This is a genomic window from Pseudodonghicola sp. (assembly GCF_048268305.1).
GTDB lineage: Bacteria > Pseudomonadota > Alphaproteobacteria > Rhodobacterales > Rhodobacteraceae > Pseudodonghicola.
The window spans coordinates 73,978-95,149 of record NZ_JBLWVT010000002.1 but is presented as its reverse complement, the minus strand read 5'-3'; the positions used below and the strand labels follow the sequence as shown (position 1 = coordinate 95,149).

Sequence of the window (21,172 nt, the reverse complement as noted above, 5' to 3'; positions counted from 1 at the left end):
TGCCAGATGATACCCCGGAGGTGCCAACATGCAGCGCGATGAGATCGGAGGATTTGCCGAGGATGGGAGTCCGGTGATCGGCAGGATCACGAGCTTCACACCCGGCACCATGCCCGAGGCACATGCGCATTGGCGCGGACAGCTCGCCTGGTGCCCGGACCGGCCGGTGACGGTCGAGACAGGACGCAGGCTGCATCTTCTCTCTCCCGGCATGGCGATCTGGCTTCCACCAAAGCACCGCCACCGCATCCGGGCCGAGGGCGCGCGGCAATCGGTCAATCTCTACACCCGGCCCGCCGCGGCGCCGCTGCCCAAGGACCCCACGCCTTTCCCTCTCGAGGCGCTGGAGGCCGAACTTCTCCGCACCCTCGCAGGGTCCAGCCGCGCCGACCGGCAAGAGCCCGCCTTCGCCCGGCTGACGGCCGTGCTGTGGGACCGGCTTGCGCGCCCCGCCCCCGCGCCCACGCTGCCCCTGCCCACCGACCCGCGCCTGCGTCGTATCGCGCAGGCACATCTCGATGGGGCCGACCATCCGCTCGACCACTGGGCCGCGGCACTGGCGCTGTCGCGGCGCAGCCTGCAACGGCTCGTCCGTCGCGACACCGGGCAGAGTTGGGCCACCTGGATGCGTGACCTGCGGCTGGCACGCGCGATTGCCCCGTTGATGGCCGGCAAAAGCGTGCAGCATGCAGCCCATGCCGCCGGCTACGCCACCGCGAGCGGTCTCATCGCCGCCTTTCATGCCGCCCATGGGATCACGCCCGGTCAGCTGCAGCGTCGGATGAAGATCTGAGGTCATCCCACGCACCGCTCCGTCAGCCGTCGCAGGGCGAACCCGATCAAGACGCTGCCGCTCACCCCATCAAGGAGACGGGGCCCGTTCAGCGATGGCAGGCCGTCACCCCAGTGCCGGCCCGCCGGTTTCGCCGATGTCCCAAAACAGTCCCGCCATGCAGCCGAGCGCGTCGCGGCAGATCGGCTTGAGCACATGTTCGTTCGGCGCGTGCTGCGAGCAGGCGCGATAGGAATGCGGCACCCAGACCGTCGGCAGGCCGAGGATATCGGTGAAGCAGTCGTTCGGCAGCGAGCCGGCCAGGTTCGGCAGCACATGCGGCGGCTTGCCGGCGGTCTGCTCCAGCGAGTTGCGCACGAAGGCCGCCCAGGGGTGATCCGGGTCGAGCCGCGTCGCCGGGAAAGACCCGCGCTTGTGTGGCACGATCTGCACCTGACCGAAGCCATGGGCATCGAGGTGACGACGCAGCGCCGGCACGATCTGATCGGGATCGGTGCCCACCACGAAGCGGAGCTGACAGGTGGCCTTGGCGTAATCCGAAATCGCGTTCACCGGCGCCTCGGGAACACCGCTTTTCATCGCCAGCACGGCAAAGCTGTTCCAACCGAAGACCCGTTCGGCCGGGGTCAGGCTTTCCTCACCCCAATCCTCGTCGATGCTCGGGCCCTCGTCCATCCTCAGCGGCAGATCGCTGAGCGCGGCGCGGATCTTCGGCGTCAGGCTGTCGGGGCGCCATTCCGGCACCTGGATCTGGCCGCGCGCGTCGGTGATCACCGATAGCGCCTGCGCCAGGATCATCGCCGGATCGGCCAGCAGCCCGCCCCAGTTGCCCGAGTGATGCGCGCCTTGCCGCAGATCGACCACCAGATCGAAGGTGGAGCCACCGCGGGCGCCCATGAACACGGTCGGCGTGTCGGGCTGCAACCGCGGCCCATCCGAGGCGATCAGCACGTCGGCCTCAAGCCGCGGCTTCTCTGCCGCGAAGAACTCGCGCAGGCCGGGGGAGCCGGTCTCCTCCCCCGTCTCGATCACGATGCGGGTGTTGAATCCGAGCTTGCCGCGCACTTCGAGCACCGCGTCGAGGGCGGCGATATTGATCAGATGCTGGCCCTTGTTATCGGCGGTGCCCCGGCCATAGAGCCGGTCTCCCTCCTCCACCAGGGTGAAGGGGGCCAGGCCCTCGCGCCACATGCCCTCTTGCGCGCGGATCACGTCGCCATGGCCATAGATCAGCACGGTGGGCAGATCGTCGCCCTCGTGCCGCTCGGCGATCAGGAAGGGACCGGCGCCCTCGACCGGGTTGTCGAAGGTCTCGCAATCAAAGCCCATTGCGGTCAGGCGCGGCTTCATCGCCGCCTCCAGATAGCGGCCAAGCTCGGGCGCCGCCTCCGGGTTCTGGCTCTCGGTGGGATAGGCCACCAGTTCCGCCAGCTCGGTCTGGAACCGGCCTTCGTCGAAATAGGCGTGAATGGTGCCGATCGCGTCATCGCGGGTCATTGGGTCATCTCCTCTTCGGTGATCGCATCGCCCCAGGGCGACATGATCTCGGTACAGCCGGAATTCAGACCGCCGCGTCGCATCACCCCCGCCGGGCAGGCGAAGGCATAGGGGAAGACGGTGCGCTTGGTTGTCACCACCTGGTTCTCCTCGGCCAGGCGCGCGAGGATCTCGGGGGCGAGCGTCTCATCGGCCACCAGCGTCTCACCGCCGGAAACGTCGATCCGCGGGCTGTGGAAGGCCTGGCCCACGTCCATGCCATAATCGCTTACGAAACCGGCAAGCTGCGCCACCGCCGAGACGATCTTGCGCCCACCGCTGGCGCCAAAGGCAAAGCGGGTATCGCCAGCCTCGCCCAGCACCGGGCAGACGTTCATCAGACAGGCCTTGTCGGGGCCGAGCGAATTGGGTTTGCCCTGTTCGGGGTCGAACCACATAATGCCGTTGTTCAAGAGCAGCCCGGTGGAGGGCGACACCACCCGACTGCCGAAGATCGACAACAGCGTCTGGGTCATCGCCACCATGTTGCCCTGCCGGTCGACCACCGAGAAATGGGTGGTGCAGCCCGGCGCGGTGGTGCTTTCACCAGTGTCGCCCATGCCGGACAGCCGGCTGACATAGGCCGATTTCAACCCGCGCGCCCAGGCGGCGTAGGCCTCGCCATCAGGGGAGGCACTGCCGGACAGCTCGGTCTCGGCCGCCAGGCACAGCGCCTGTTTCAGGGTCGGCCCGGCGGTCAGCCCGGGCACCGCGTGGAGGGTCGCGTCGCGATAGGCAAAGCTCAGTGCCGGATGGAAGGTCGCGCTATAGGCGCGCAGGTCGTCATGGCTCAGGCAGCCTCCCTTGTCCTGCACATCGCGGGCCAGCGCCGCGCCCAGATCGCCGTCGTACAGCGCCCGGGCACCGCTGCGGGCGATCTCTTCCAGCGTCGCGGCCATCTTCGACTGGTCGATCCGCTTTTCCGCCAGCGCAGTCCAGGCGCCGATGCTGGGCCATTGGCCGTCCTCCAGGAACATCGCTGCCGCGTCCGCATCCTTGGCCAGTTCCCGCGTGGTCGAGGCGATGATCAGCGCCGCGTACCAGTCGACCAGCATGCCTTCCTTGGCGTGGGCGATGGCCGGGGCCAGCAGATCGGCCCAGGGCATCCGGCCCCAGCGCGCATGCGCCTGGCCCAGCCCGTCAACCACGCCGGGCACCGCCACGGCGGTGGCGCCCTGAAGGTTGCGGTTGTCGACCACCTCCTCCCAGGGGAAGAGATCGCCGGACTTGCCCTTGCCCGACAGCGGATAGTCCGAGACCTTGAGCCCCTTCGGCGCGCGCATGCCGTAGTTCAGCGCGATCGCCTCGCCCTTGTCCGCGCGCCAGAGCATCATGGCGCCGCCGCCGGCCGGGCCGCTCATCCAGGGTTCGAGAACCCCCAACACGAAGGAGGCGGCCACCGCCGCATCGACCGCGTCGCCCCCTGCGGCAAGCGCGGCCGCGCCGGCCTGCGCCGCGAGGCTGTGCTGGGACGCCACCACGCCCCCCTTGGTTTCAATCACGGTCTTGGTGACCGTCTGGGTGCGTGAGAGCGAGGTTTTCATCGGATCAGGCCTGTTCGAACATTTCGGTTTCAGGATCGTAAAGATGGCATTCCACCAACCCACCCGGCTGAGGCACGGGGCGCGGCGCCTTGGTCTTGCAAAGATTCGTCGCCAGCGGACAACGCGGATGAAAGGCGCAGCCCGAGGGCGGGTTGATCGGGTTCGGATAGGCCATGCCCAACTGGGTATCCGGCACGCCAAGCCCCGGTTCCGGGGTCAGCACCGATTTCAGCAGCGCACGGCTGTAGGGATGGCGCGGATTATCGAAAAGCTCGCCGGTCTCGGCCTCTTCCACGATCCGGCCCAGATACATCACCGCCACCCGGGTGGCGAGATGTTCGACCACCGCGAGGTTGTGCGAGATAAACAGATACGTCAGCCCGAATTCGCGCCGCAGCTCGCCCAGCAGGTTGAGGATCTGCGACTGCACCGACACATCGAGCGCCGAGGTCGGCTCGTCACAGATGACGATCTCGGGCTTCATGATCAGCGCCCGGGCGATGGCGACGCGCTGCCGCTGACCGCCCGACATCTGGCTGGGATAGGTGTTCATCACCCGTGCCGGCAGGCCGACCACATCGAGAATGTCGCGCACCGCCTGTTTCTGGCTGGCGGCGTCACCGACACCATGCACCCGCAACGGCAGCGAGATGATGTCGGCAATGCTCTTGCGCGGGTTGAGCGAGGAATAGGGATCCTGAAAGATCGGCTGGATGCGGCGGGCCAGCTTCAGCCGATCTTGCCCGCCCAGGGCCTCACCATCAACCAGCACCTCGCCCGAGGTCGGTGCCTCCAGCCCCAGCAGGATCTTGGCGAGCGTCGACTTGCCGCAACCGGATTCCCCCACCAGCCCCAGCACTTCGCTGCGGCCGAGGCTGAGGCTCACGTCCTTGACCGCGGTCAGGGGCTTCGGGCGCCCCATCAGCCCCTGTTTCACGCTATAGGTCTTGACGACGTTGCGCAGTTCCAGAACCGGAGCGGTCATGCCTGCACCTCTTGTTTTTCTTGGGAGAGCCCGCCGTCGTCCAGCACGCAGCGGAAGGCCTGCGGACCCCGCAGGTGGCGCGGGATATCGCCCCGGCAGGCCTCGGTCGCAAAGGTGCAGCGGGTACGGAAGACGCAGCCCGACACCCGCCCCACCAGCGAGGGCACGATGCCCGGGATGGTGCCCAGCTCACTGCCGCGCTTGGTCTTGCCCGGCAGCGGGATGCAACGCAGCAACCCACGGGTATAGGGGTGCATCGGGGATCCGAAGATCTCTTTCGCGGGGCCGGTTTCCACCAGCTCGCCGGCATACATCACCGCCACCTTGTCGGCGACCCGGGCCACCACGCCCAGATCGTGGGTGATCAGGATCATCGCCATGTCCATCTCGCGCACCAGATCGACCAGCAGTCGCAGGATCTGCGCCTGGATCGTCACGTCGAGCGCGGTGGTCGGCTCATCGGCGATGATCAGCTCCGGCCCGCACATCAGCGCCATGGCGATCATCACCCGCTGCCGCAACCCGCCCGAGAGCTGATGCGGATATTGGCCCAGCCGGCTTTCGGCGGCGGTGATGCCGACCTTTTCCAGCAGCTCGACCGCCCGCGCCCGCGCTTGCGACCGCGGTACGTCACGGTGCAAGAGCATCGCCTCCATCAGCTGATCGCCGATGGTATAGGCCGGGTTGAGCGAGGTCATCGGTTCCTGGAAGATCATCGACATGCGCGCGCCGCGCAGGCCGCGCATGGTCTTCTTCGATGCGCCGAGCAATGCCGTGCCATCGAAATCCATCTGTGCAGCCCTGGGCTTGATCCGCTTGCCCAGAAGCCCCATCAGCGCCAGCGAGGTCAGCGATTTGCCCGAGCCGCTTTCGCCGACGATGCACAGCACCTCGCCGCGGTCGAGGTCGAAGTCGATGCCGCGCACCGCATGCAGCGTGCCGCCACCGACGGGAATGTCGATCACCAGATCGCGGACGGTAAGAAGCCTGTCTCCCATCGGTTCAGCTCCTGTTCTCGGGGGCGGCCACGTCGCGCAGCCCGTCGCCCATCAGGTTGATGCCCAGAACCAGCACGAAAAGCACCGTGCCGGGGATCATCACCAGCCAGGGTTCGAACAGCATCATGTTCTTGCCCTCGGAGACCATCAGCCCCCAGCTCGGGGTCGGCGGTTGCACGCCAAGGCCCAGAAAGCTGAGCGCCGCCTCAAGCAGGATCGCATGGGCCATCTCCAGCGTGACCACGACGATCAGGTTGTTGACGATATTCGGCATGATCTCGGCCAGCAGGATCCGCGGGGTCGAGGCGCCGATCGCCTGCGCCGCCGCCACATATTCCCGCTCCCGGACCTGCCGGGTCGAGGCGCGCAGCACAACCGCGAACCGGTCCCACAGAAGCAGCCCCAGAACCCCGATCATCACGGTCAGCGAGCCGCCAAGGATGGCGACCACGGCCAGCGCCACCAGCACCACCGGCATCGCCAGGCGAACGTTGATCAGAAAGGTCACCACCGCGTCGACACGGCCGCCGAAATACCCGGCGCAGACCCCCATCACCGAGCCGATCAGCCCCGAGATCACCGCGGTGATCAGGCCGATCATCAGCGACACCCGGGCGCCATAGATCAGCCGCGAGAGGTAATCGCGCCCGAGGTGGTCGGTGCCCAGCGGATGCTCCCAGGTGCCGCCCAGGAACACCGGCGGCTTCATCCGCGCCACCAGGCTTTGCGCATAGGGATCATGCGGTGCAAGAACTGGCGCAAAGATCGCCACCAGCACCAGCAGCGCCACCACGGCGCCGCCGATCAGCAGCCCCTGATGCCCGAAGATACGCCTGCGCAGCATCTGCCCCGGCGTCGGCCCGACGATTTCCGCCAGCAGCGGATCGGTCATAGCGTCGCTCATCTCAGCTGCTCCTCATCCGCGGATCGAGCCAGGCGTTGAGGACGTCGGCCAGAAAGGTGAAGACGATGTAGAACATCGCGAAGATCAGGATCAGCGCCTGCACCGTCGGCAGGTCGTTGCGCCCGATGCTCTCCCAGGCGAGATAGCCGGCGCCATGCAGCGCGAAGATCGATTCAACCACGATCGAGCCGCCCAGCATGAAGCCCATCTGCACCGCGGCAAGGCTCACCACCGGGATGATCGCGTTGCGCAGCGCATGTTTGAACATCACCCGTATCTCCGGCGCGCCCTTGGCCCGCGCGGTGCGGATATAATCCGACGACAGCACCTCGAGCATGCCAGCCCGGGTCAGCCGCATGATCGCGGGCATCGCGTAATAGCCCAACACGATGGTCGGCATGATGAAATGCTGCCAGGTCGCGGTGCCCGAGGGCGGCAGCCAGCGCAGCTTGATCGAGAAGACCACGATCAGGATCAGCCCGAACCAGAAGCTCGGCAACGCCTGCCCCGCCACCGAGAGGAACAGCGCGAAGCGGTCGATCAGCGAATTGGGACGGATCGCGGCCGCGACGCCCAGTGGCACGGCGGTCAGCAGCGCGAAGGCGATGCCGCAGACCCCCAGCGTCATCGTGATCGACAAACGGTCGAAGATCAGCCCGGCGACCGGCAGCTTGAAATAATAGCTCTCGCCGAAATCGCCGCGCAGCGCCGAGAACAGCCAGTCGCCATATTGCACCAGCATCGGCCGATCGAAGCCATAGAGCTTGCGCAGCGTTTCGATATCCTCGCCGCTCGCAGTTTCCCCTGCCAGCGCCGCGGCGGGATCCCCCGCCAGGAACAGCAGCGAAAAGCTGATGAACGACACGGTGAAGGCCACGAGAATGGCCAGCCCCAGCCGTTTCAGAATGAATTGGAACACGTTCAGAAGACCCTTAGATGACCTTTGGCGACGCACCCCGAACGGGCGCCGCCATGGGAAACCTCCGGCGCGCAGGCGGGCGCCGGAGGATAGTTCAGCGAGAGATTACTTCCACGACATGGTGGTAAAGCGCAGCACCTCGTCCGGCGTCGGGGTGTAATCGACGTCCGTCTTGAACACATAGTTGGTGTTATAGCTGAACAGCGGCACCCAATAGGCCTGGTCGGTGATCCGCTGCAGCGCCTTGGTGTAATACTCGATCCGCTTGGCCGGATCGGTGGTGGTGTCGGCGACGTCGAGATCGGCAACCACCGTTTCGTCGCGCGCGTCGTCAAGGCTGCCCAACTTGAAGAACTGGCTGACCATCGCCGAGGCGTCGTTGATCGAGTAGCTGCCCCAGGTCGAGAAGTTGAACGGAACCTCGCCCTTCATGTTCAGCTCGCGGATGGCCGAGTACTGCATGTACTTCAGGTTCACCTTGATGCCGACCTCGCTCAGATAACTGGCGACGGCCTCGGCATAGTCGCGGTCACGATAGGCATAGAGATCGGTTTCGAACCCTTTGTCATAGCCCGCCTCGGCCAGCAGCGCCTTGGCTTTCTCCGGGTTGTAGTCATAGACGGTGACATCCTGCACGCAGCCGAACTGGCTGGGGAAACAGGGGGTGTTCACCACCTTGGACTTGCCCTTGAGCAGGTTGTCGACGATCGCCTGCCGGTCGATGGCATAGTTGACCGCCTTGCGCACCCGCACGTCGGTGAAGGGGTTCGGGTTCATCCCCGAGCGCCCGGCGGCGTCCATCGAGATATAGCCGACCCGCATGGTCGATTCATTGGCGACGGTGAACTGGCCCATCTGCTCCAGCTTCTGCGCCTGGTCGGCGGGCACCTGCCAGATCAGATCGAGCGAGCCCGAGAACAGCTCGGCGATCTGGGTGTTCACGTCGGGAATGGTGCGGATGTCGATTTTCTCGATCTTCGGCTGGCCCTTGGGGCTGTCGTGATAGTTCTCGTTCCGCTCCAGCACGAAATGCTGTCCCGGCACCACTTCGACCACTTTGTAGGGGCCGGTGCCGACCGGTTTCAGCCCCATGCCCGACGGGCCGACCTCGGCATAATATTCATTGGGATAGATCGACACCGGCCCCGACAGGAATTCGATCGCGGCGGGGAATTTCTCTTTCAGATGGATGCGCACGGTATAATCGTCGATCTTCTCGGCCGACTTCATCCAGTTCACGTTGCGCTGGGTCTTCACCCCGTTGGCCTCGTCCGCGACGAAGTTGACCGTATAGACCACATCGTCGGCGTTGAACGGCTCGCCATTGTGGAAGGTGATGCCCTGGCGCAGCTTGAACTCCAGCGTGGTGTCGTCAACCCAGGTCCAGGATTCGGCGAGATTGCCCTTGTATTCGTTGGTTTCCGGATCGCGATAGATCAGCCCGTCCCAGATTGCGCGCTGCATCACCACGCCTTCGCGCGACGAGTTGAAATAGCTGTCGACGTTCTCCAATTCCTTGGTGAAGCCCGCGTAGAGCGTCCCGCTGGCCTTGTCCGCCATGGCCTCGCCCGCCGCGGCGGCAAGCGCCAGGGCGGCGATCGTCATCTTCAAAGAAACAGAATGCGTCATGGTTGTCCCCGTCAGTCTATGCGCCCAGGCGGCGCAGTTGGCAGTTGCGAAGATTATCGTCGCGTATTACATAATAATACAAAGACTTATCATGTGATCCATTAAAGAAGGCGTACGGCCATGCGTCAAGAGTTAAGGCCCAAGGTTCTGACCATGAGGCAGCAAAAATAATGACGGCCGAGGACGGGACCGCATCCGGAAAGCAGAACACCCTTTATGTCGGCGCCTTGGCCAAGGGGTTGCGTCTGCTGCGCGCCTTCGACGAATCGCACACCCGGCTGTCGCTGTCAGAACTCGCCGCGCGCACCGGGCTGGACAAGAGCGCGACGCAGCGCTTCGCCAATACGCTGCACCTCGAGGGTATGCTGGACAAGGATCCGCGCACCCGCCGCTACAGCCCGTCGCATGCCTGGTTGCAGATGGCCTATGCCTATTACTGGTCCGACACGCTGGTCGCCCGCGCCATGCCACGGCTGATCGAACTGTCGCAGACCATCGGCGAGACGGTGAATCTGGCCGAGCTCTCAGATGACCACATCATCTATGTCAGCCGCCTGCCCTGCAAACGCACGCAATTCGCCGCCAGCATCGCCGGTCGCCGGCTGCCGGCGCTGTCCACCTCGGCCGGGCGGGTGATCTTGTCGACCTTCCCCGAGGCCGAGCGCGCCGAGGCCCTGCAGAGCTGGCCGCTGCAGCCCTATACCCCGCGCACCACGCTCGACCGCGGGCGAATCGCCGAGCTTGTGGCGCAGGGGGTGGAGCAAGGCTATGTGATCTCGCATCACGAGATGATCCTGAACGAAACCACCATCGCCGCGCCGGTCCGCAGCCCCGGGCAACAGGCCTTTGCGGCGGTGCAATGCTCAGTCTCGTCGCATAGCTGGCCCGAAGAGCGGGTTCGCGAGGAGATCGCACCCTATCTGCAGGACATCGCCAACAGCATCTCGCCGGCGCCGGACGATCAGGACGCCCGCACCTGAGGGCGCGCGCGGCCGGCGATCAGATCGCCGCGCCGCTCGCCCCTTGGAATTCCGCGGAGGGTTCGGCCAGCAGCGCGTCAAGATCGCGGTACCGATCCGACAGCGGGCCGATAAGGACATAGTCCAGCCCAAGCCGTTCCGCCCCCACCCCGTCGGTCGCCGGATTGTCGCCGATCGCCAGCAACCGGCGCGCGCCGGCCGGCAGACGCGCCATCGCGTGGCGATAGAGCCCGGCCTCGGGCTTGCCGATCACGGTATATTCGAGCCCCGGCAGCACGCTGAGGATCGCCGCCAGCAGGCTGCCGGTTTCCGGCACCGGCTCCCCCTGTGGCCCCGGATGGCTCTCGTCCGGATTGGCCACCAGCAGCCGCGCGCCACCCCGCAGGAAGCCGACACAGGCCTTCAGATCGCCATAGGCGAAATCCTCGTCCCGGGTCAGCAGCACATGGCTCGGCCTCTCACGGTCGAGGGTCAGCCCGAGCCCCCGCGCATGGGCGGTCAGCGCCGCACTGCCGTAAAGACAAAGCCGCACCTTCCCTTCCTGCGCCAGATGATCGAGCGCCGCGGTGCCGGCCAGAACGATGCGTTCCGCCGGCGCCTCAAGCCCCATCGCCGCCAGCCGCCGCGACAGGCTGGCGGGCGTGTCGGTCGAATTGTTGCTGAGGATGATCAGCCGCGCGCCCGCCCGGGCGATCAGCGCCTGCGCCCCGGGCAGCACCCGGGTGCCGGAGATCAGGCAGCCATCGAGATCGCAAAGGATCGCGTCGTAATCGTCCAGCCGCATCAGTGGTTCACCAGCTCGGCCGGGGTGGCGACCGCCGCGGCCTCGGGGCTCTCCAGATCGAAGATCGGCCCGTCATAGGTGAAGGAACAGTCGTGGATCAGCACCTGCCCGTCCGCGACGGTGACATAGGCCAGATCCGGCGCCTCGGTCGCCCCCATGATCCGCCCGGGCTGGTCGAATTCGTGATAGACCTGATGCATCAAGGCGCGCTGGATGTGGAAGGGGATGCCCTGCCACAGCCCGGTGATCGGACGATGCACATGGCCCATGAACAGATAGTCAGGCTTGCGACCGGCGCGGGCGAAGGCCGCCAGTTCTGCCGCCTCGTCGCGCAGCCGGATCGCGTCCATCGGCGGGATCGCCAGATCCATCGGCGGATGGTGCTGGAACAGCAGCACCGGCCGGTCGGTGGGCGCCTCGCGCAGCGCCTGTTCCAGAAACTCCAGCCGTGCGGCGCAAAGCCGGCCGTGATGCCCCGGCTCATCCTCGCAGAGCGTATCGAGCGTGATCAGGCTCGCCTGATCGAAGACATGCAGCCCCTGCACGAAACCACCCTGCGACGGCGCATCAGGAAAGACCGCGCGGAAGGGGGCGCGGGCGTCATGGTTGCCGACCATCAGGATCACCGGAAACGGCAGCCCGGCAAGCTCGGCCCGCAGGCTGTCATAGGCGGCGGGTTCCGCCCGGTCGGCGAGATCACCGGCGACCACCAGGAAATCGACCTGCGGCAGGCTGGGCAGGAACGCCAGCGCGGCGCGCAGGCTCTGGCGCGGGTCGAAACCATAGATGGTTTGCCCCTCGGGCACGAAATGGAGGTCGGTCAAGACCGCGAAGCGCAGCGGATCAGTCATTCGGATATCCTTCGGAAATGGCGCGCGGCGACCCCGGGCCGCCGCGCATGAGGGTGACAGGGTCAGCGCGGCAAAAGCGCGTTGACCTCTTCGACCATCTCGTCGCGCAGCTCTTCCATATCGCCGGCATCGCCCACCAGGATGGCTTCGAGGCTGTCGTCGATCACCTGGGTCACCGCCAACCCGTTGTCGCCCGGATAGGCGAACCATTCGGACAGCAGCGGCAACTGGTTCACGGCGGTCAGCTTGTTGGGGTTCTGCGCATAGAAACTGTCCATCAGCAGATCATTCGCCGCCTTGTTGGGCGGGATATACCCGGTGGTCAGCGCCACCGCCGCCGCCCCCTCGCCCGAGGTGGTGAACTTGATGAACTCCCAGGCGGCCTTCAGCACCTCGGGGTCGTCGGATTGCGAGGTCAACATCGCCGAATTGCCCCCCGCCGGCAGCGCCTTCGGCGTCCCGCCGATCCCCGGATAGGCGCCGGTGACGAACTCCCACTCGCCCAGCTTGGAGCGGTCGACGAAGCCGACATAGGCGGTCGAACTGAAGAACATCCCCAGATCACCGGCGGCGAACTGCTTGGAGGCATCGCCGCCCGAGATGTTCTTCATGTTACAGTCGTGAAAGATCGCCTTGGCGGTCTCCAGCGCCTTCAACCCCTCGGGGTTGTCCATGTTCAGCTTGCCGTCCTTGATCATCGGCACGCCCTGGCTCCACATCGCTGCCTGCAGCAGCCAGTTGCCCGAGATGTCCCAATGCCAGAACAGCGCGTCATGATCGCCCTTGGCGTTGATCGCGCGGCAGGCGTCGATCACCTGATCCCAGGTGGTCGGCACAGTCTCGACACCCGCCGCGCGCAGGATGTCCATGTTGTAAAACCCGATCGGGGTCGAGACCGAGAACGGCAGCCCATAGACCTTGCCGCCGAAGGTCGACAGATCCAGCATCGCCTTGTGATAGCCGGCCGCGTTGAAATCGGCCTCGGCGGCGATATAGGGATCGAGCGGCTTGGCGATGCCGCGTTCGACAAGCAGCGCCTGACGGTTCAGCGCCTGGAAGGAGACGTCGGGCAGCGTGCCGGCCACCGCCTCGCGCAGGATCGTGTTGGTCGCGTCCTCGTAATTCTCGTAGGTGGCGCGGAAGGTCACGTGAATGTCCGGCTGCGCCGTCTGGAACGCCTCCATGATCCGCTCGAAGGTGGTGTCGAAGACGGAGGAATAGGCATAGGCGACCTCGATATCCACCGCCTGCGCCGCAGGGGCGAGGAGCGTGGCCGAGGCGGCCAGCGGAAGAAGGTATTTCATCGGTTCGGTCCTTTGTGGGAGAGAGATTATTTCATGCCGGTCAGCGTGATGCCGTCGATGAAGCGTCGCTGGGCAAGCAGGAAGGCGACCACCAGCGGGGTGACGATGATCAGCGCGGTGGCCATCATCGGGCCATAGAAGTCGCCATCCAGATCGCCCTTGAACTCGCGCAGGCCAAGCGGCGGGGTGAACAGGCTGCGGTCGCCGGTGATGACGATGCGCGGCCAGAAGTAGTCGTTCCAATGCGCCACCACCGAGAAGATCGCGAAGGCCAGGAGCGCCGGGATCGCCACCGGCAGCATCACCCGCCAGATGATGGCGAATTCACCCATGCCATCCATCCGGGCGGCGTCGATCAGATCATCGGGAACGGTCATGAAGAACTGCCTGAGCAGGAAGATACCGAAGGCCGACACGCTCCAGGGCAGGATCAGCGCCGCATAGCTGTTGGTGAGCCCGAGCTTGGCCAGCATCAGGTAAAGCGGCAGGGCGATGGCATGGACCGGGATCAACAGGCAAAACAGCACCAGGCCAAAGGCCGCCTCGCGCCCCCAGAACCTGAGCTTGGCCAGCGCATAGGCCGCCGGCACCGCGATCAGCGTCTGCAGTGCGAAGATCGAGGCGGTGACGATCACCCCGTTCAGCAGATACCGCCAGAGCGGCGCTTTGGTGAAGGCCTGGTGGTAATTGTCGATCACCGGCCGGGTCAGACAGTCGGCATCAGTGCCGCCGAGGTTCAGGCAGCTCTGATCCGACATCAAGGCCTGCGCCCCGAAGATGCCGCCGGTGCCCGAGGCGATCTCGGCCGGGGATTTGAACGAGGTGGTGACCATCACGTAGAAGGGCAAGAGCACGATCACCGCGCCAAGGATCAGCAGGACATGCGCCAGCGTCTGGCGGGTGGAGAAACGGTGGGTCATTGGTAATGCACCTTGCGTTCGACAAAGCGGCGTTGGGCGACGCTGATCAGCATCACGAAGCCGAGGAACAGGATGGTGATTGCCGCCCCGAGCCCGACGAGGTTCTGGGCGATGCCCTTTTCGTAGATCGCGTAGATCATCACATAGGTGGACTTCGCCGGGCCGCCGTGGGTCAGCGCCTCGACCGTGTCGAAGACCTGGAAGGATCGGATGGTGGTGATGGTGACGACAAAGACGGTGGTCGGCCCCAGCATCGGCCAGGTGATCAGCCGGAATCGCTCCCACCCCGATCTCACCCCGTCCATCTCGGCGGCACCATAAAGATCGCGCGGCACCGAAGTCAGCCCGGCGAGATAGAGCACCATGTTGAAGCCGAAGCTCTGCCAGATGCCGATGAAGGCGAGCGTCCCCAGCGCATAGCCGCGATCGCCAAGCCAGAGCGGGAAGCCTTCGGCGCAACCGCGCGCGACCCAGGGCCAAAGCTCCAGCGGCGTGTCGCATGCCAGCGCCAGCGTGCGGTTGACGATGCCGAGTGTCGGGTGCAGCGCGAATTCCCAGACAATCGCCATCGCCAGAAGCGAGGCCATGACCGGCAGGAAATAGATGGTCTTGTAAAGGGATTGCCCCACCCTGAGCGAGCGGATCAGCAGCGCCGCGCCCAGCCCGAGAAAGACCGAGGCCGGCACCACCAGCAGCACATAGAGCACCGTCGCCGCGATCATCTTGCGATAGCTCGACCGGGTGACGAGATCGGCGTAATTCTCCAGCCCCACCCAGGTCAGCCCCGGCCGACCCAGCGTGTAATCGGTGAAGGACAAAACCGCCGCCACCGCGACCGGCAGGATCAGGATCGCCAGCATCAAGAACAGCGCCGGCGCCAGCAGCGCCATACCGGCACGGGCCTGCCGACGCTCGGGCCGGGCGGCGGCGCGCGGCCGGGCGATCGGCGCCGACGGGATCGGAGCGAGATCAGACATGCGCCCGCACCTCGGCCAGCGCCGCCACCGGCGCGGCCTTGCCGGCACAGTCAAAGCCGGTGATCCGCGCCGGATCGGCGCTGAGATGCAGCATGGTGCCCGGCGCCACCGCCCCCCGCGCGGCGGGCGCCAGGCGCACCACCACCGGACGGGCGACGCCCGGCACGTCGAGTTGCACGAACAGATCCGAACCGAGGTTTTCGACCAGCCGCACCCGGCCGGCGATCAACCCGGCGCCGTCGCAGGGGCTCAGCGCTTCGGGGCGGATCCCCAGATGTTCAACCGCCGGCCCCGTCGCCCGCAAGGCCGAGGCGATGCCGTTGACGTGGATCCGCCCCGCCTCGCCGGTCTCGGCCGGCAGAATGTTGATGGCGGGAGAGCCGATGAATTGCGCCACCCGGATATCGACAGGATGATCATAAAGCACATCTGGGCTGCCGATCTGCAGGATCTCCCCCTCCATCATCACCGCGATCCGGTCCGACATCGTCATCGCCTCGGCCTGATCATGGGTGACATAGACGAAGGTGGCGCCGAGCTGGCGGTTGAGCTGGGCGATCTCGGCCCGCATGTGCACCCGCATCTTGGCGTCGAGGTTCGACAGCGGCTCGTCGAGCAGAAAGGCCGATGGCTCGCGCACCAACGCCCGGCCCACGGCCACGCGCTGGCGCTGACCGCCGGACAGTTGCCCGGGCTTGCGGTCGAGCAGATGGGCGATCTCCAGCGTCTCGGCCGCGGCGCGCACCGTCTGCATGATGTCGTCCCGCCGGGCCCTTGTGCCGGGCAGCAGCCCACCGACCAGCGGCAGGCGCTGCGCCGCCGAGAGCCGGCGCATGGTCAGCGGCACGGCAATATTCTCGGCCACCGTCAGATGCGGATAGAGCGCATAGCTCTGAAACACCATCGCCAGATCCCGGTCCGCGGCGCGATAGCCGTCGACGCTTTGACCGCCGATCCGAACCGAGCCGCCGGTCTGCGTCTCGAGCCCGGCGAGGATGCGCAGCAGGGTGGATTTGCCACAGCCCGACGGGCCGACGAGCGACAGGAACTCGCCATCCGCGATCTCCAGGCTGACGCCCTTGAGCACATCGGTCGTGCCGAAGGATTTTCGGATAGAGTGCAATTCTACGGTCGCCATCGGGCCCTCATGCGGTCGGTTCCCGGGCGTCATAGGGAATTTCTGCGACAGTCATGTTACGGTTACAGGCAATGCCTATGGGTTGCGCATGAACTCCTTGTTGCCCAAAGACATGCTCCCGGCCCTGACGCTGTCGCGCCTGCGCGCGCTCAATGCGGTGATGGAGACCGGCAGTTTCTCGGCCGCCGCCCGCCGGCTTTCGGTGTCGCAGGCCACGATCAGCCAGCAGGTGCGCGATCTCGAACGCGCGCTGGGGCTGGATCTGTTCCGCCGCGCGGCGAACGACATGCTGCCGACGCCGCTTTGCCAGCAGATCTATGCCTTCTCGCGCGAGATCGAGGAGGCCGGGCAGCAGATCGCCGATCTCCTCACCCAACATCGCAATCTCGAACAGGGGGAATTACGGGTGGGACTGGGCAACGCGATGCCCGGCATGGCGCGGATCGGCGCCTTTCAAAAGCTCTGCCCCGGGGTGAACGTGAAGATCGAGATGGGCAGTTGGGGCAAGATTTTCGAGGCGGTGGTCGAGGGGCGCGTCGATGTCGCCGTCCTGCCCGATATCCCCGACGAGCCGCGGTTCCGCCGGCGCCAGATCCAGAGCCAATCGGTGGTGGCGATCGCCCATCCCGACCACCCGCTGGCCCGGCAGGGTGAGCTGAGCTGCACCGAGCTGATCTCGGAACGGCTGATCTTCCGCACGCCGGGGTCGTCCACCCAGCGCGCGGTGGACGAGGCCTTTCGCAGCCTCCGTCTGACACCGCAGGCGAGCATCGTGCTCGACACTCGCGACGGCGTTCTGGATGCCGTGGCCAATGATCTCGGCATTGGGTTTATGTGGAGCCACGGCACCAGCCGCCGCGACGGTTTCGCGCAAATCCCCTGCCGGGAGATGCGCCGGGAGCGATCGGACTTCGTGTTCTCGCTGCATTCGGCCAAGGGGCCACTGCACGAGGTCTTCTTCGGCATCAATACCTGATGTGCGGCGCGATGAGCAACGATCGCGGCGCCGGCAGCTGGGCGAAGAAGGGTCCGGGCGTTTCGCCCGTGGCGCTGATCAGCCCGCTTGACCTCCGTGCAGTGCAGGCTGGCATCATGGGGAGGTCACGGCCGAAGTTCCGCATCGACATCGCTGGGCGGATGAATTATCTATAATTCATGAAACACGCCCCCGAAGAGACCCAATCCGCGCGCATCGCCCGCGTCCTCGCCGACCGCATCATCTCGGGCGAGATCCCGCCCGGCACGCGGCTCAGGCAGGATCACATCGCCGCCGAGTTCGGCGCCAGCCACGTCCCCGTGCGAGAGGCCTTTCGTGAGCTACAGACCCAGGGTCTGGCCGAGAGCGAGCCCCGGCGCGGCTTTCGCGTCACCGACTTCGACGTGGCCGAGCTGCGTGAGGTCGCCGAGATGCGGGCGAGCCTGGAATCCCTCGCCCTGCGTCACGCGGCGCCCAATATGACCCGCGCCATTCTTGAGGAAGCAGAAGAGGTTACGCGCCATGGCGACAGTGCCACTTCGGTTCGGGAGTGGGAGGCGGCGAACCGGCATTTCCACCGGCTGATCCTGTCCCCCTGCCGGATGCCGCGGTTGCTCAGGACCATCGACGACCTGCAGGCGGCCAGCGCCCGGTTCCTGTTCGCCGCCTGGCGCCGCGACTGGGAGGCGCGCACAGATCACGATCACCGCGCCATTCTGGACGCCCTGCGCAAGGGGCGAACCGACCTCGCCTGCGCCACGCTGGCGCGCCATGTCGGCTGGATTGGCAAGCGCAAGGCAGCGACGAAAAATGCTGATCCACGAGAGACTTATGAGTTTCTTGGGTAATTATCTATAATTAAGATTGCTCAACCCTCAAATCCTCCCCGTAATTATAGATAGATTCTACAGCTATCTTCGGAGGACAAGCCGATGGCATCTTTCACCCCCTCTCTGACACGCCCCGCGTCGCTTTGGCGCGGGCTTGGCCTGGCGCTGTGCGGCGCCGCGCTGATCACGCTGGGCGCCAAGGTCCAGATCCCGTTCTGGCCGGTGCCGATGACGCTGCACACGCTAGCCGTCTTCCTGGTGGCGGCGACGCTGGGCCCGCGTCTGGCTCTGGCCGCGATGGCCGCCTATCTGGGCGCCGGTGCGATCGGCCTGCCGGTCTTCTCTGGCTCGCCCGAACGCGGCATCGGGCTCGCCTACATGGCCGGGCCGACGGGCGGCTATCTGCTGGGCTATCTGCTGGCCGCGCCGCTGGTGGGCGCGCTGACGCGGGGACGCGGAGTGATCGGCACGGCGCTGGCGATGATCGCGGGGCTGGCCGTGGTCTATGCCGGTGGTCTGGCCTGGCTCGCCACCTTCGTGCCGGCGCCGAAGCTGCTGACGGCGGGCTTTACCCCCTTCATCCTCGGTGATCTGGTCAAGATCGCGCTGGCCTCCGGCCTGATCGCGGCCGTGGCCCGCCTGAAAGGTCGCGCGCAATGATCCGCCCGGAAATCAGAACCGACTGGACCATGGCGGAGGCACGAGCGATCCACGCCCTGCCCTTCGCCGACCTGATGCACCGCGCCCAAAGCCTGCACCGCGCCCATTTCGATCCCAATGCGATCGAGACCGCCAGCCTGCTCAGCATCAAGACCGGCGGCTGCCCCGAGGATTGCGGTTATTGCTCGCAATCCGCCCATCACGACACCGGGGTGAAGGCGACCAAACTGATGGGAACGGAGGAGGTTCTCGCCGCCGCGCAGCGTGCCAAGGCCGCTGGAGCGCAAAGGTTCTGCATGGGGGCCGCCTGGCGCAGCCCCAAGGACCGCGACATGGACAAGCTCTGCGACATGGTACAGGGCGTGGCCGATCTGGGACTGGAAACCTGCATGACGCTGGGAATGCTCTCGCCCGAACAGGTCGCGCGGCTCAAGGCGGCGGGCCTCGACTTCTACAACCACAATATCGACACCTCGCCCGACTATTACGCGCAGATCGCCAGCACCCGCACGATGGAAGACCGCCTCGACACCGTCGAGCAGGTCCGCAAGGGCGGCATCAAGGTCTGCTGCGGCGGCATCCTCGGCATGGGCGAGGCCCAGGAAGACCGCATCGCCATGCTGGTGACGCTGGCGACGCTGCCCGCGCACCCGGACAGCGTGCCGGTGAACCTGTGGAACGAGATCGAGGGCGTGCCGGTGCAGGAGCGAGCGCAGGCAGTCGATCCCTTCGCGCTGGTGCGCATCGTGGCGCTGGCCCGCATCCTGATGCCGGCCTCGGTCGTGCGGCTGTCCGCCGGGCGCACGGGGATGAGCGACGAGTTGCAGGCGCTGTGCTTTCTTGCCGGGGCGAACTCGATCTTCGTGGGCGACCAGTTGCTGACCACCGGCAACCCGGCGGCGTGGAAGGATCAGGATCTGCTGACCCGGCTCGGGATGCATGTCGCCCCCGCGCAGGCCCGGCCCCCGGTCGCGGCGGAATAGGTTCAGCCGGGAAAGCTCCGGGCGAGGATCTCCACCGCCCGGGCGATCTGCCCCTCGTCCAGCGCCGCGTAGCCCAGACGGAAGGCCTGCGGCGCCGGGCCCTCCAGCGCAAAGCGCGTACCCGGCAGCATCGCCAGACCCGCCTGCCCCGCACGCTCGGCCCAGCTCTCGGCCGAAACGCCCGCGCAGCACAGCCACAGCGCGAGGCCCCCGGCGGGCAGATCGAATGTCGCCCGCCCTCCCAGATGCTCCCCCAACAACCTCGCCAACAGATCCCGCCGCGCCCGGTAGACCCGCCGCGCCTTGCGGGCATGACGACCGAGATCGCCATCGCGGATCAGTTCCGCCAGTGCCGCCTCCAGCGGCGCGTCGCCCTGCCGGTCGATGGCGGCGCGCGCCTCGGCCATCCGCCGCAGCAAGTGCTCGGGCGCCAGCGCATAGCCCAGCCGGATACCGGGCGAGAGCAGCTTTGAGAGCGAGCCCACGTAGATCAGCGGCAGGCCCTCGGGCGCACGGGCGGCCAGCGGCAGCACCGGGCGCCCCTCGAAGCGGTATTCGTGGTCGTAATCGTCCTCGATCAGCGTCAGCCCGTGGCGCTGCGCCAACTCCAAGAGCTGCAATCGCCGCGCCGCGCCCATGGTCACCGTGGTCGGATACTGGTGATGCGGCGTGACATAGACCGCCCGGATGCGCGGATCGCGGGCCAGCGCGGCCTCCAGCGCGTCGATCCTGAGGCCACCGCCATCCACCGGCACGCCCCGCACCTTTGCCCCCGCCGCGCGAAACGCCTCCCATGCCAGCGGATAGCCCGGCTCCTCCACCGCGATGACCTCACCCGGAGACAGCGCCGCCCGCACGGCCAGGAACAGCGCCATCTGGCTGCCTCGCGCGATCAGCAGCCGCGACGGGTCCGCCACAACGCCCCGGTCCGAGGCGAGATAGCCTGCCAGTGCCTCGCGCAGCGAAGGGGTGCCGCGCGCATCGCCGTAATCCGCCCCGGCGCGGAAGGCGGGCGACAGGAGCGCCCGGCGAAAGGCCCGGGCCAGCGCCTTGTCGGGCACCAGCTTGGGGTCCGGCGCACCGTCGGTGAACGCGAGCCCTGCGCTCGGCGTCACCGGGTCCATCGGCGCGGGCGCGGGCCTGTGGGCCAGCACCCCCTGCGGCAGATCCTGCGCCACGAAGGTGCCCCGCGCGGGTTCGGCCTGCAGCCAGCCCTGGGTCAGCAGCTCCTGATAAGCCGCATCGACCGTGTTGCGATGCACCCCCAGCTCGCGCGCCAGCGCCCGCGTGCCGGGGAGCCGCGCCCCGGGCCTGAGCCGCCCGCGGGTAATGTCACGGGTGATCGCCTCGGCAATGGCGAGGAACAGCGGGCCGCCGTGGCCCGGCTCGATCTCAAGGGCGAGCGGCTCGCGCATCCCGTCAAACTGGCCTAGTTGGTTTCTTCAATACTGGCACTTCTGA

At 66.5% G+C, this 21,172-nt stretch carries 20 protein-coding genes; 6 read left to right on the top strand and 14 right to left on the bottom strand.

Going from position 1 to position 21,172, the window contains the following annotated elements; all coding sequences use genetic code 11:
• The first annotated feature begins 28 nt into the window (after window positions 1-28).
• Window positions 29-793: an AraC family transcriptional regulator gene (locus ACN0V4_RS03560; protein WP_417673153.1), complete on the top strand. Its 765-nt coding sequence runs from the start codon at window positions 29-31 to the stop codon at window positions 791-793.
• Between the two features lie 105 nt (window positions 794-898).
• Here the strand turns inward: ACN0V4_RS03560 and ACN0V4_RS03555 are convergent, their stop codons facing one another.
• From ACN0V4_RS03555 to ACN0V4_RS03525, 7 genes are all read right to left on the bottom strand, one after another.
• Window positions 899-2,290 carry a M20 family metallopeptidase gene (locus ACN0V4_RS03555; RefSeq protein ID WP_417673152.1) on the bottom strand — a complete coding sequence of 464 codons (1,392 nt, stop codon included), beginning with the start codon at window positions 2,288-2,290 and terminating at the stop codon, window positions 899-901.
• Entirely contained in the window at window positions 2,287-3,873 is a 1,587-nt protein-coding gene (locus tag ACN0V4_RS03550) for a gamma-glutamyltransferase (protein WP_417673151.1), read from the bottom strand. The genes ACN0V4_RS03555 and ACN0V4_RS03550 overlap by 4 nt, the downstream gene beginning before the upstream one ends.
• Before the next feature lie 4 nt (window positions 3,874-3,877).
• Entirely contained in the window at window positions 3,878-4,858 is a 981-nt protein-coding gene (locus tag ACN0V4_RS03545) for an ABC transporter ATP-binding protein (RefSeq protein WP_417673150.1), read from the bottom strand.
• Window positions 4,855-5,856 (bottom strand): ABC transporter ATP-binding protein, encoded by a 1,002-nt coding sequence (locus ACN0V4_RS03540; RefSeq protein ID WP_417673149.1) that lies wholly within the window; start codon window positions 5,854-5,856, stop codon window positions 4,855-4,857. The genes ACN0V4_RS03545 and ACN0V4_RS03540 overlap by 4 nt, the downstream gene beginning before the upstream one ends.
• A 4-nt stretch (window positions 5,857-5,860) precedes the next feature.
• On the bottom strand, window positions 5,861-6,760 hold the full coding sequence (locus ACN0V4_RS03535; RefSeq protein ID WP_417673148.1) for an ABC transporter permease: 900 nt from the start codon (window positions 6,758-6,760) through the stop codon (window positions 5,861-5,863).
• Between the two features lies 1 nt (window position 6,761).
• Window positions 6,762-7,679 (bottom strand): ABC transporter permease, encoded by a 918-nt coding sequence (locus ACN0V4_RS03530; RefSeq protein WP_417673147.1) that lies wholly within the window; start codon window positions 7,677-7,679, stop codon window positions 6,762-6,764.
• Between the two features lie 105 nt (window positions 7,680-7,784).
• Entirely contained in the window at window positions 7,785-9,284 is a 1,500-nt protein-coding gene (locus ACN0V4_RS03525; RefSeq protein WP_417673910.1) for an ABC transporter substrate-binding protein, read from the bottom strand.
• 194 nt (window positions 9,285-9,478) lie between these two features.
• Here ACN0V4_RS03525 and ACN0V4_RS03520 point away from each other — a divergent pair, with 194 nt between their 5' ends.
• On the top strand, window positions 9,479-10,288 hold the full coding sequence (locus ACN0V4_RS03520; protein WP_417673146.1) for an IclR family transcriptional regulator: 810 nt from the start codon (window positions 9,479-9,481) through the stop codon (window positions 10,286-10,288).
• 19 nt (window positions 10,289-10,307) lie between these two features.
• Here ACN0V4_RS03520 and ACN0V4_RS03515 read toward each other — a convergent pair whose 3' ends face one another.
• From ACN0V4_RS03515 to ACN0V4_RS03490, 6 genes are all read right to left on the bottom strand, one after another.
• On the bottom strand, window positions 10,308-11,072 hold the full coding sequence (locus ACN0V4_RS03515; RefSeq protein ID WP_417673145.1) for an HAD-IIA family hydrolase: 765 nt from the start codon (window positions 11,070-11,072) through the stop codon (window positions 10,308-10,310).
• The gene (locus ACN0V4_RS03510; protein ID WP_417673144.1) at window positions 11,072-11,923 is read right to left on the bottom strand and encodes a phosphodiesterase; all 852 of its coding nucleotides are present in this window, start codon (window positions 11,921-11,923) and stop codon (window positions 11,072-11,074) included. Before ACN0V4_RS03510 ends, ACN0V4_RS03515 begins: the two co-directional genes overlap by 1 nt.
• A gap of 62 nt (window positions 11,924-11,985) precedes the next feature.
• Complete coding sequence (locus tag ACN0V4_RS03505) at window positions 11,986-13,227, bottom strand: ABC transporter substrate-binding protein (RefSeq protein ID WP_417673143.1); 1,242 nt, start codon at window positions 13,225-13,227, stop codon at window positions 11,986-11,988.
• Between the two features lie 26 nt (window positions 13,228-13,253).
• A complete protein-coding gene (locus ACN0V4_RS03500) occupies window positions 13,254-14,147 on the bottom strand; it encodes a carbohydrate ABC transporter permease (protein ID WP_417673142.1) in 894 nt (297 codons plus the stop codon).
• On the bottom strand, window positions 14,144-15,124 hold the full coding sequence (locus ACN0V4_RS03495; protein ID WP_417673141.1) for a carbohydrate ABC transporter permease: 981 nt from the start codon (window positions 15,122-15,124) through the stop codon (window positions 14,144-14,146). Before ACN0V4_RS03495 ends, ACN0V4_RS03500 begins: the two co-directional genes overlap by 4 nt.
• A complete protein-coding gene (locus tag ACN0V4_RS03490) occupies window positions 15,117-16,262 on the bottom strand; it encodes an ABC transporter ATP-binding protein (protein ID WP_417673140.1) in 1,146 nt (381 codons plus the stop codon). The genes ACN0V4_RS03495 and ACN0V4_RS03490 overlap by 8 nt, the downstream gene beginning before the upstream one ends.
• Window positions 16,263-16,374: 112 nt before the next feature.
• Between ACN0V4_RS03490 and ACN0V4_RS03485 the strand changes: the two genes are divergently transcribed.
• The 4 genes from ACN0V4_RS03485 to bioB all read left to right on the top strand — a co-directional run bounded on the left by ACN0V4_RS03485 (window position 16,375) and on the right by bioB (window position 19,711).
• The gene (locus ACN0V4_RS03485) at window positions 16,375-17,238 is read left to right on the top strand and encodes a LysR family transcriptional regulator (protein WP_417673139.1); all 864 of its coding nucleotides are present in this window, start codon (window positions 16,375-16,377) and stop codon (window positions 17,236-17,238) included.
• Window positions 17,239-17,417: 179 nt separating this feature from the next.
• On the top strand, window positions 17,418-18,086 hold the full coding sequence (locus tag ACN0V4_RS03480; RefSeq protein WP_417673138.1) for a GntR family transcriptional regulator: 669 nt from the start codon (window positions 17,418-17,420) through the stop codon (window positions 18,084-18,086).
• Between the two features lie 84 nt (window positions 18,087-18,170).
• A complete protein-coding gene (locus ACN0V4_RS03475) occupies window positions 18,171-18,728 on the top strand; it encodes a biotin transporter BioY (protein ID WP_417673137.1) in 558 nt (185 codons plus the stop codon).
• Window positions 18,725-19,711 (top strand): biotin synthase BioB, encoded by a 987-nt coding sequence (gene bioB, locus ACN0V4_RS03470; RefSeq protein WP_417673136.1) that lies wholly within the window; start codon window positions 18,725-18,727, stop codon window positions 19,709-19,711. The genes ACN0V4_RS03475 and bioB overlap by 4 nt, the downstream gene beginning before the upstream one ends.
• Before the next feature lie 2 nt (window positions 19,712-19,713).
• On the opposite strand, the gene ACN0V4_RS03465 is transcribed toward bioB, so the two are convergent.
• On the bottom strand, window positions 19,714-21,126 hold the full coding sequence (locus tag ACN0V4_RS03465) for a PLP-dependent aminotransferase family protein (protein WP_417673135.1): 1,413 nt from the start codon (window positions 21,124-21,126) through the stop codon (window positions 19,714-19,716).
• Between the last annotated feature and the right edge of the window lie 46 nt (window positions 21,127-21,172).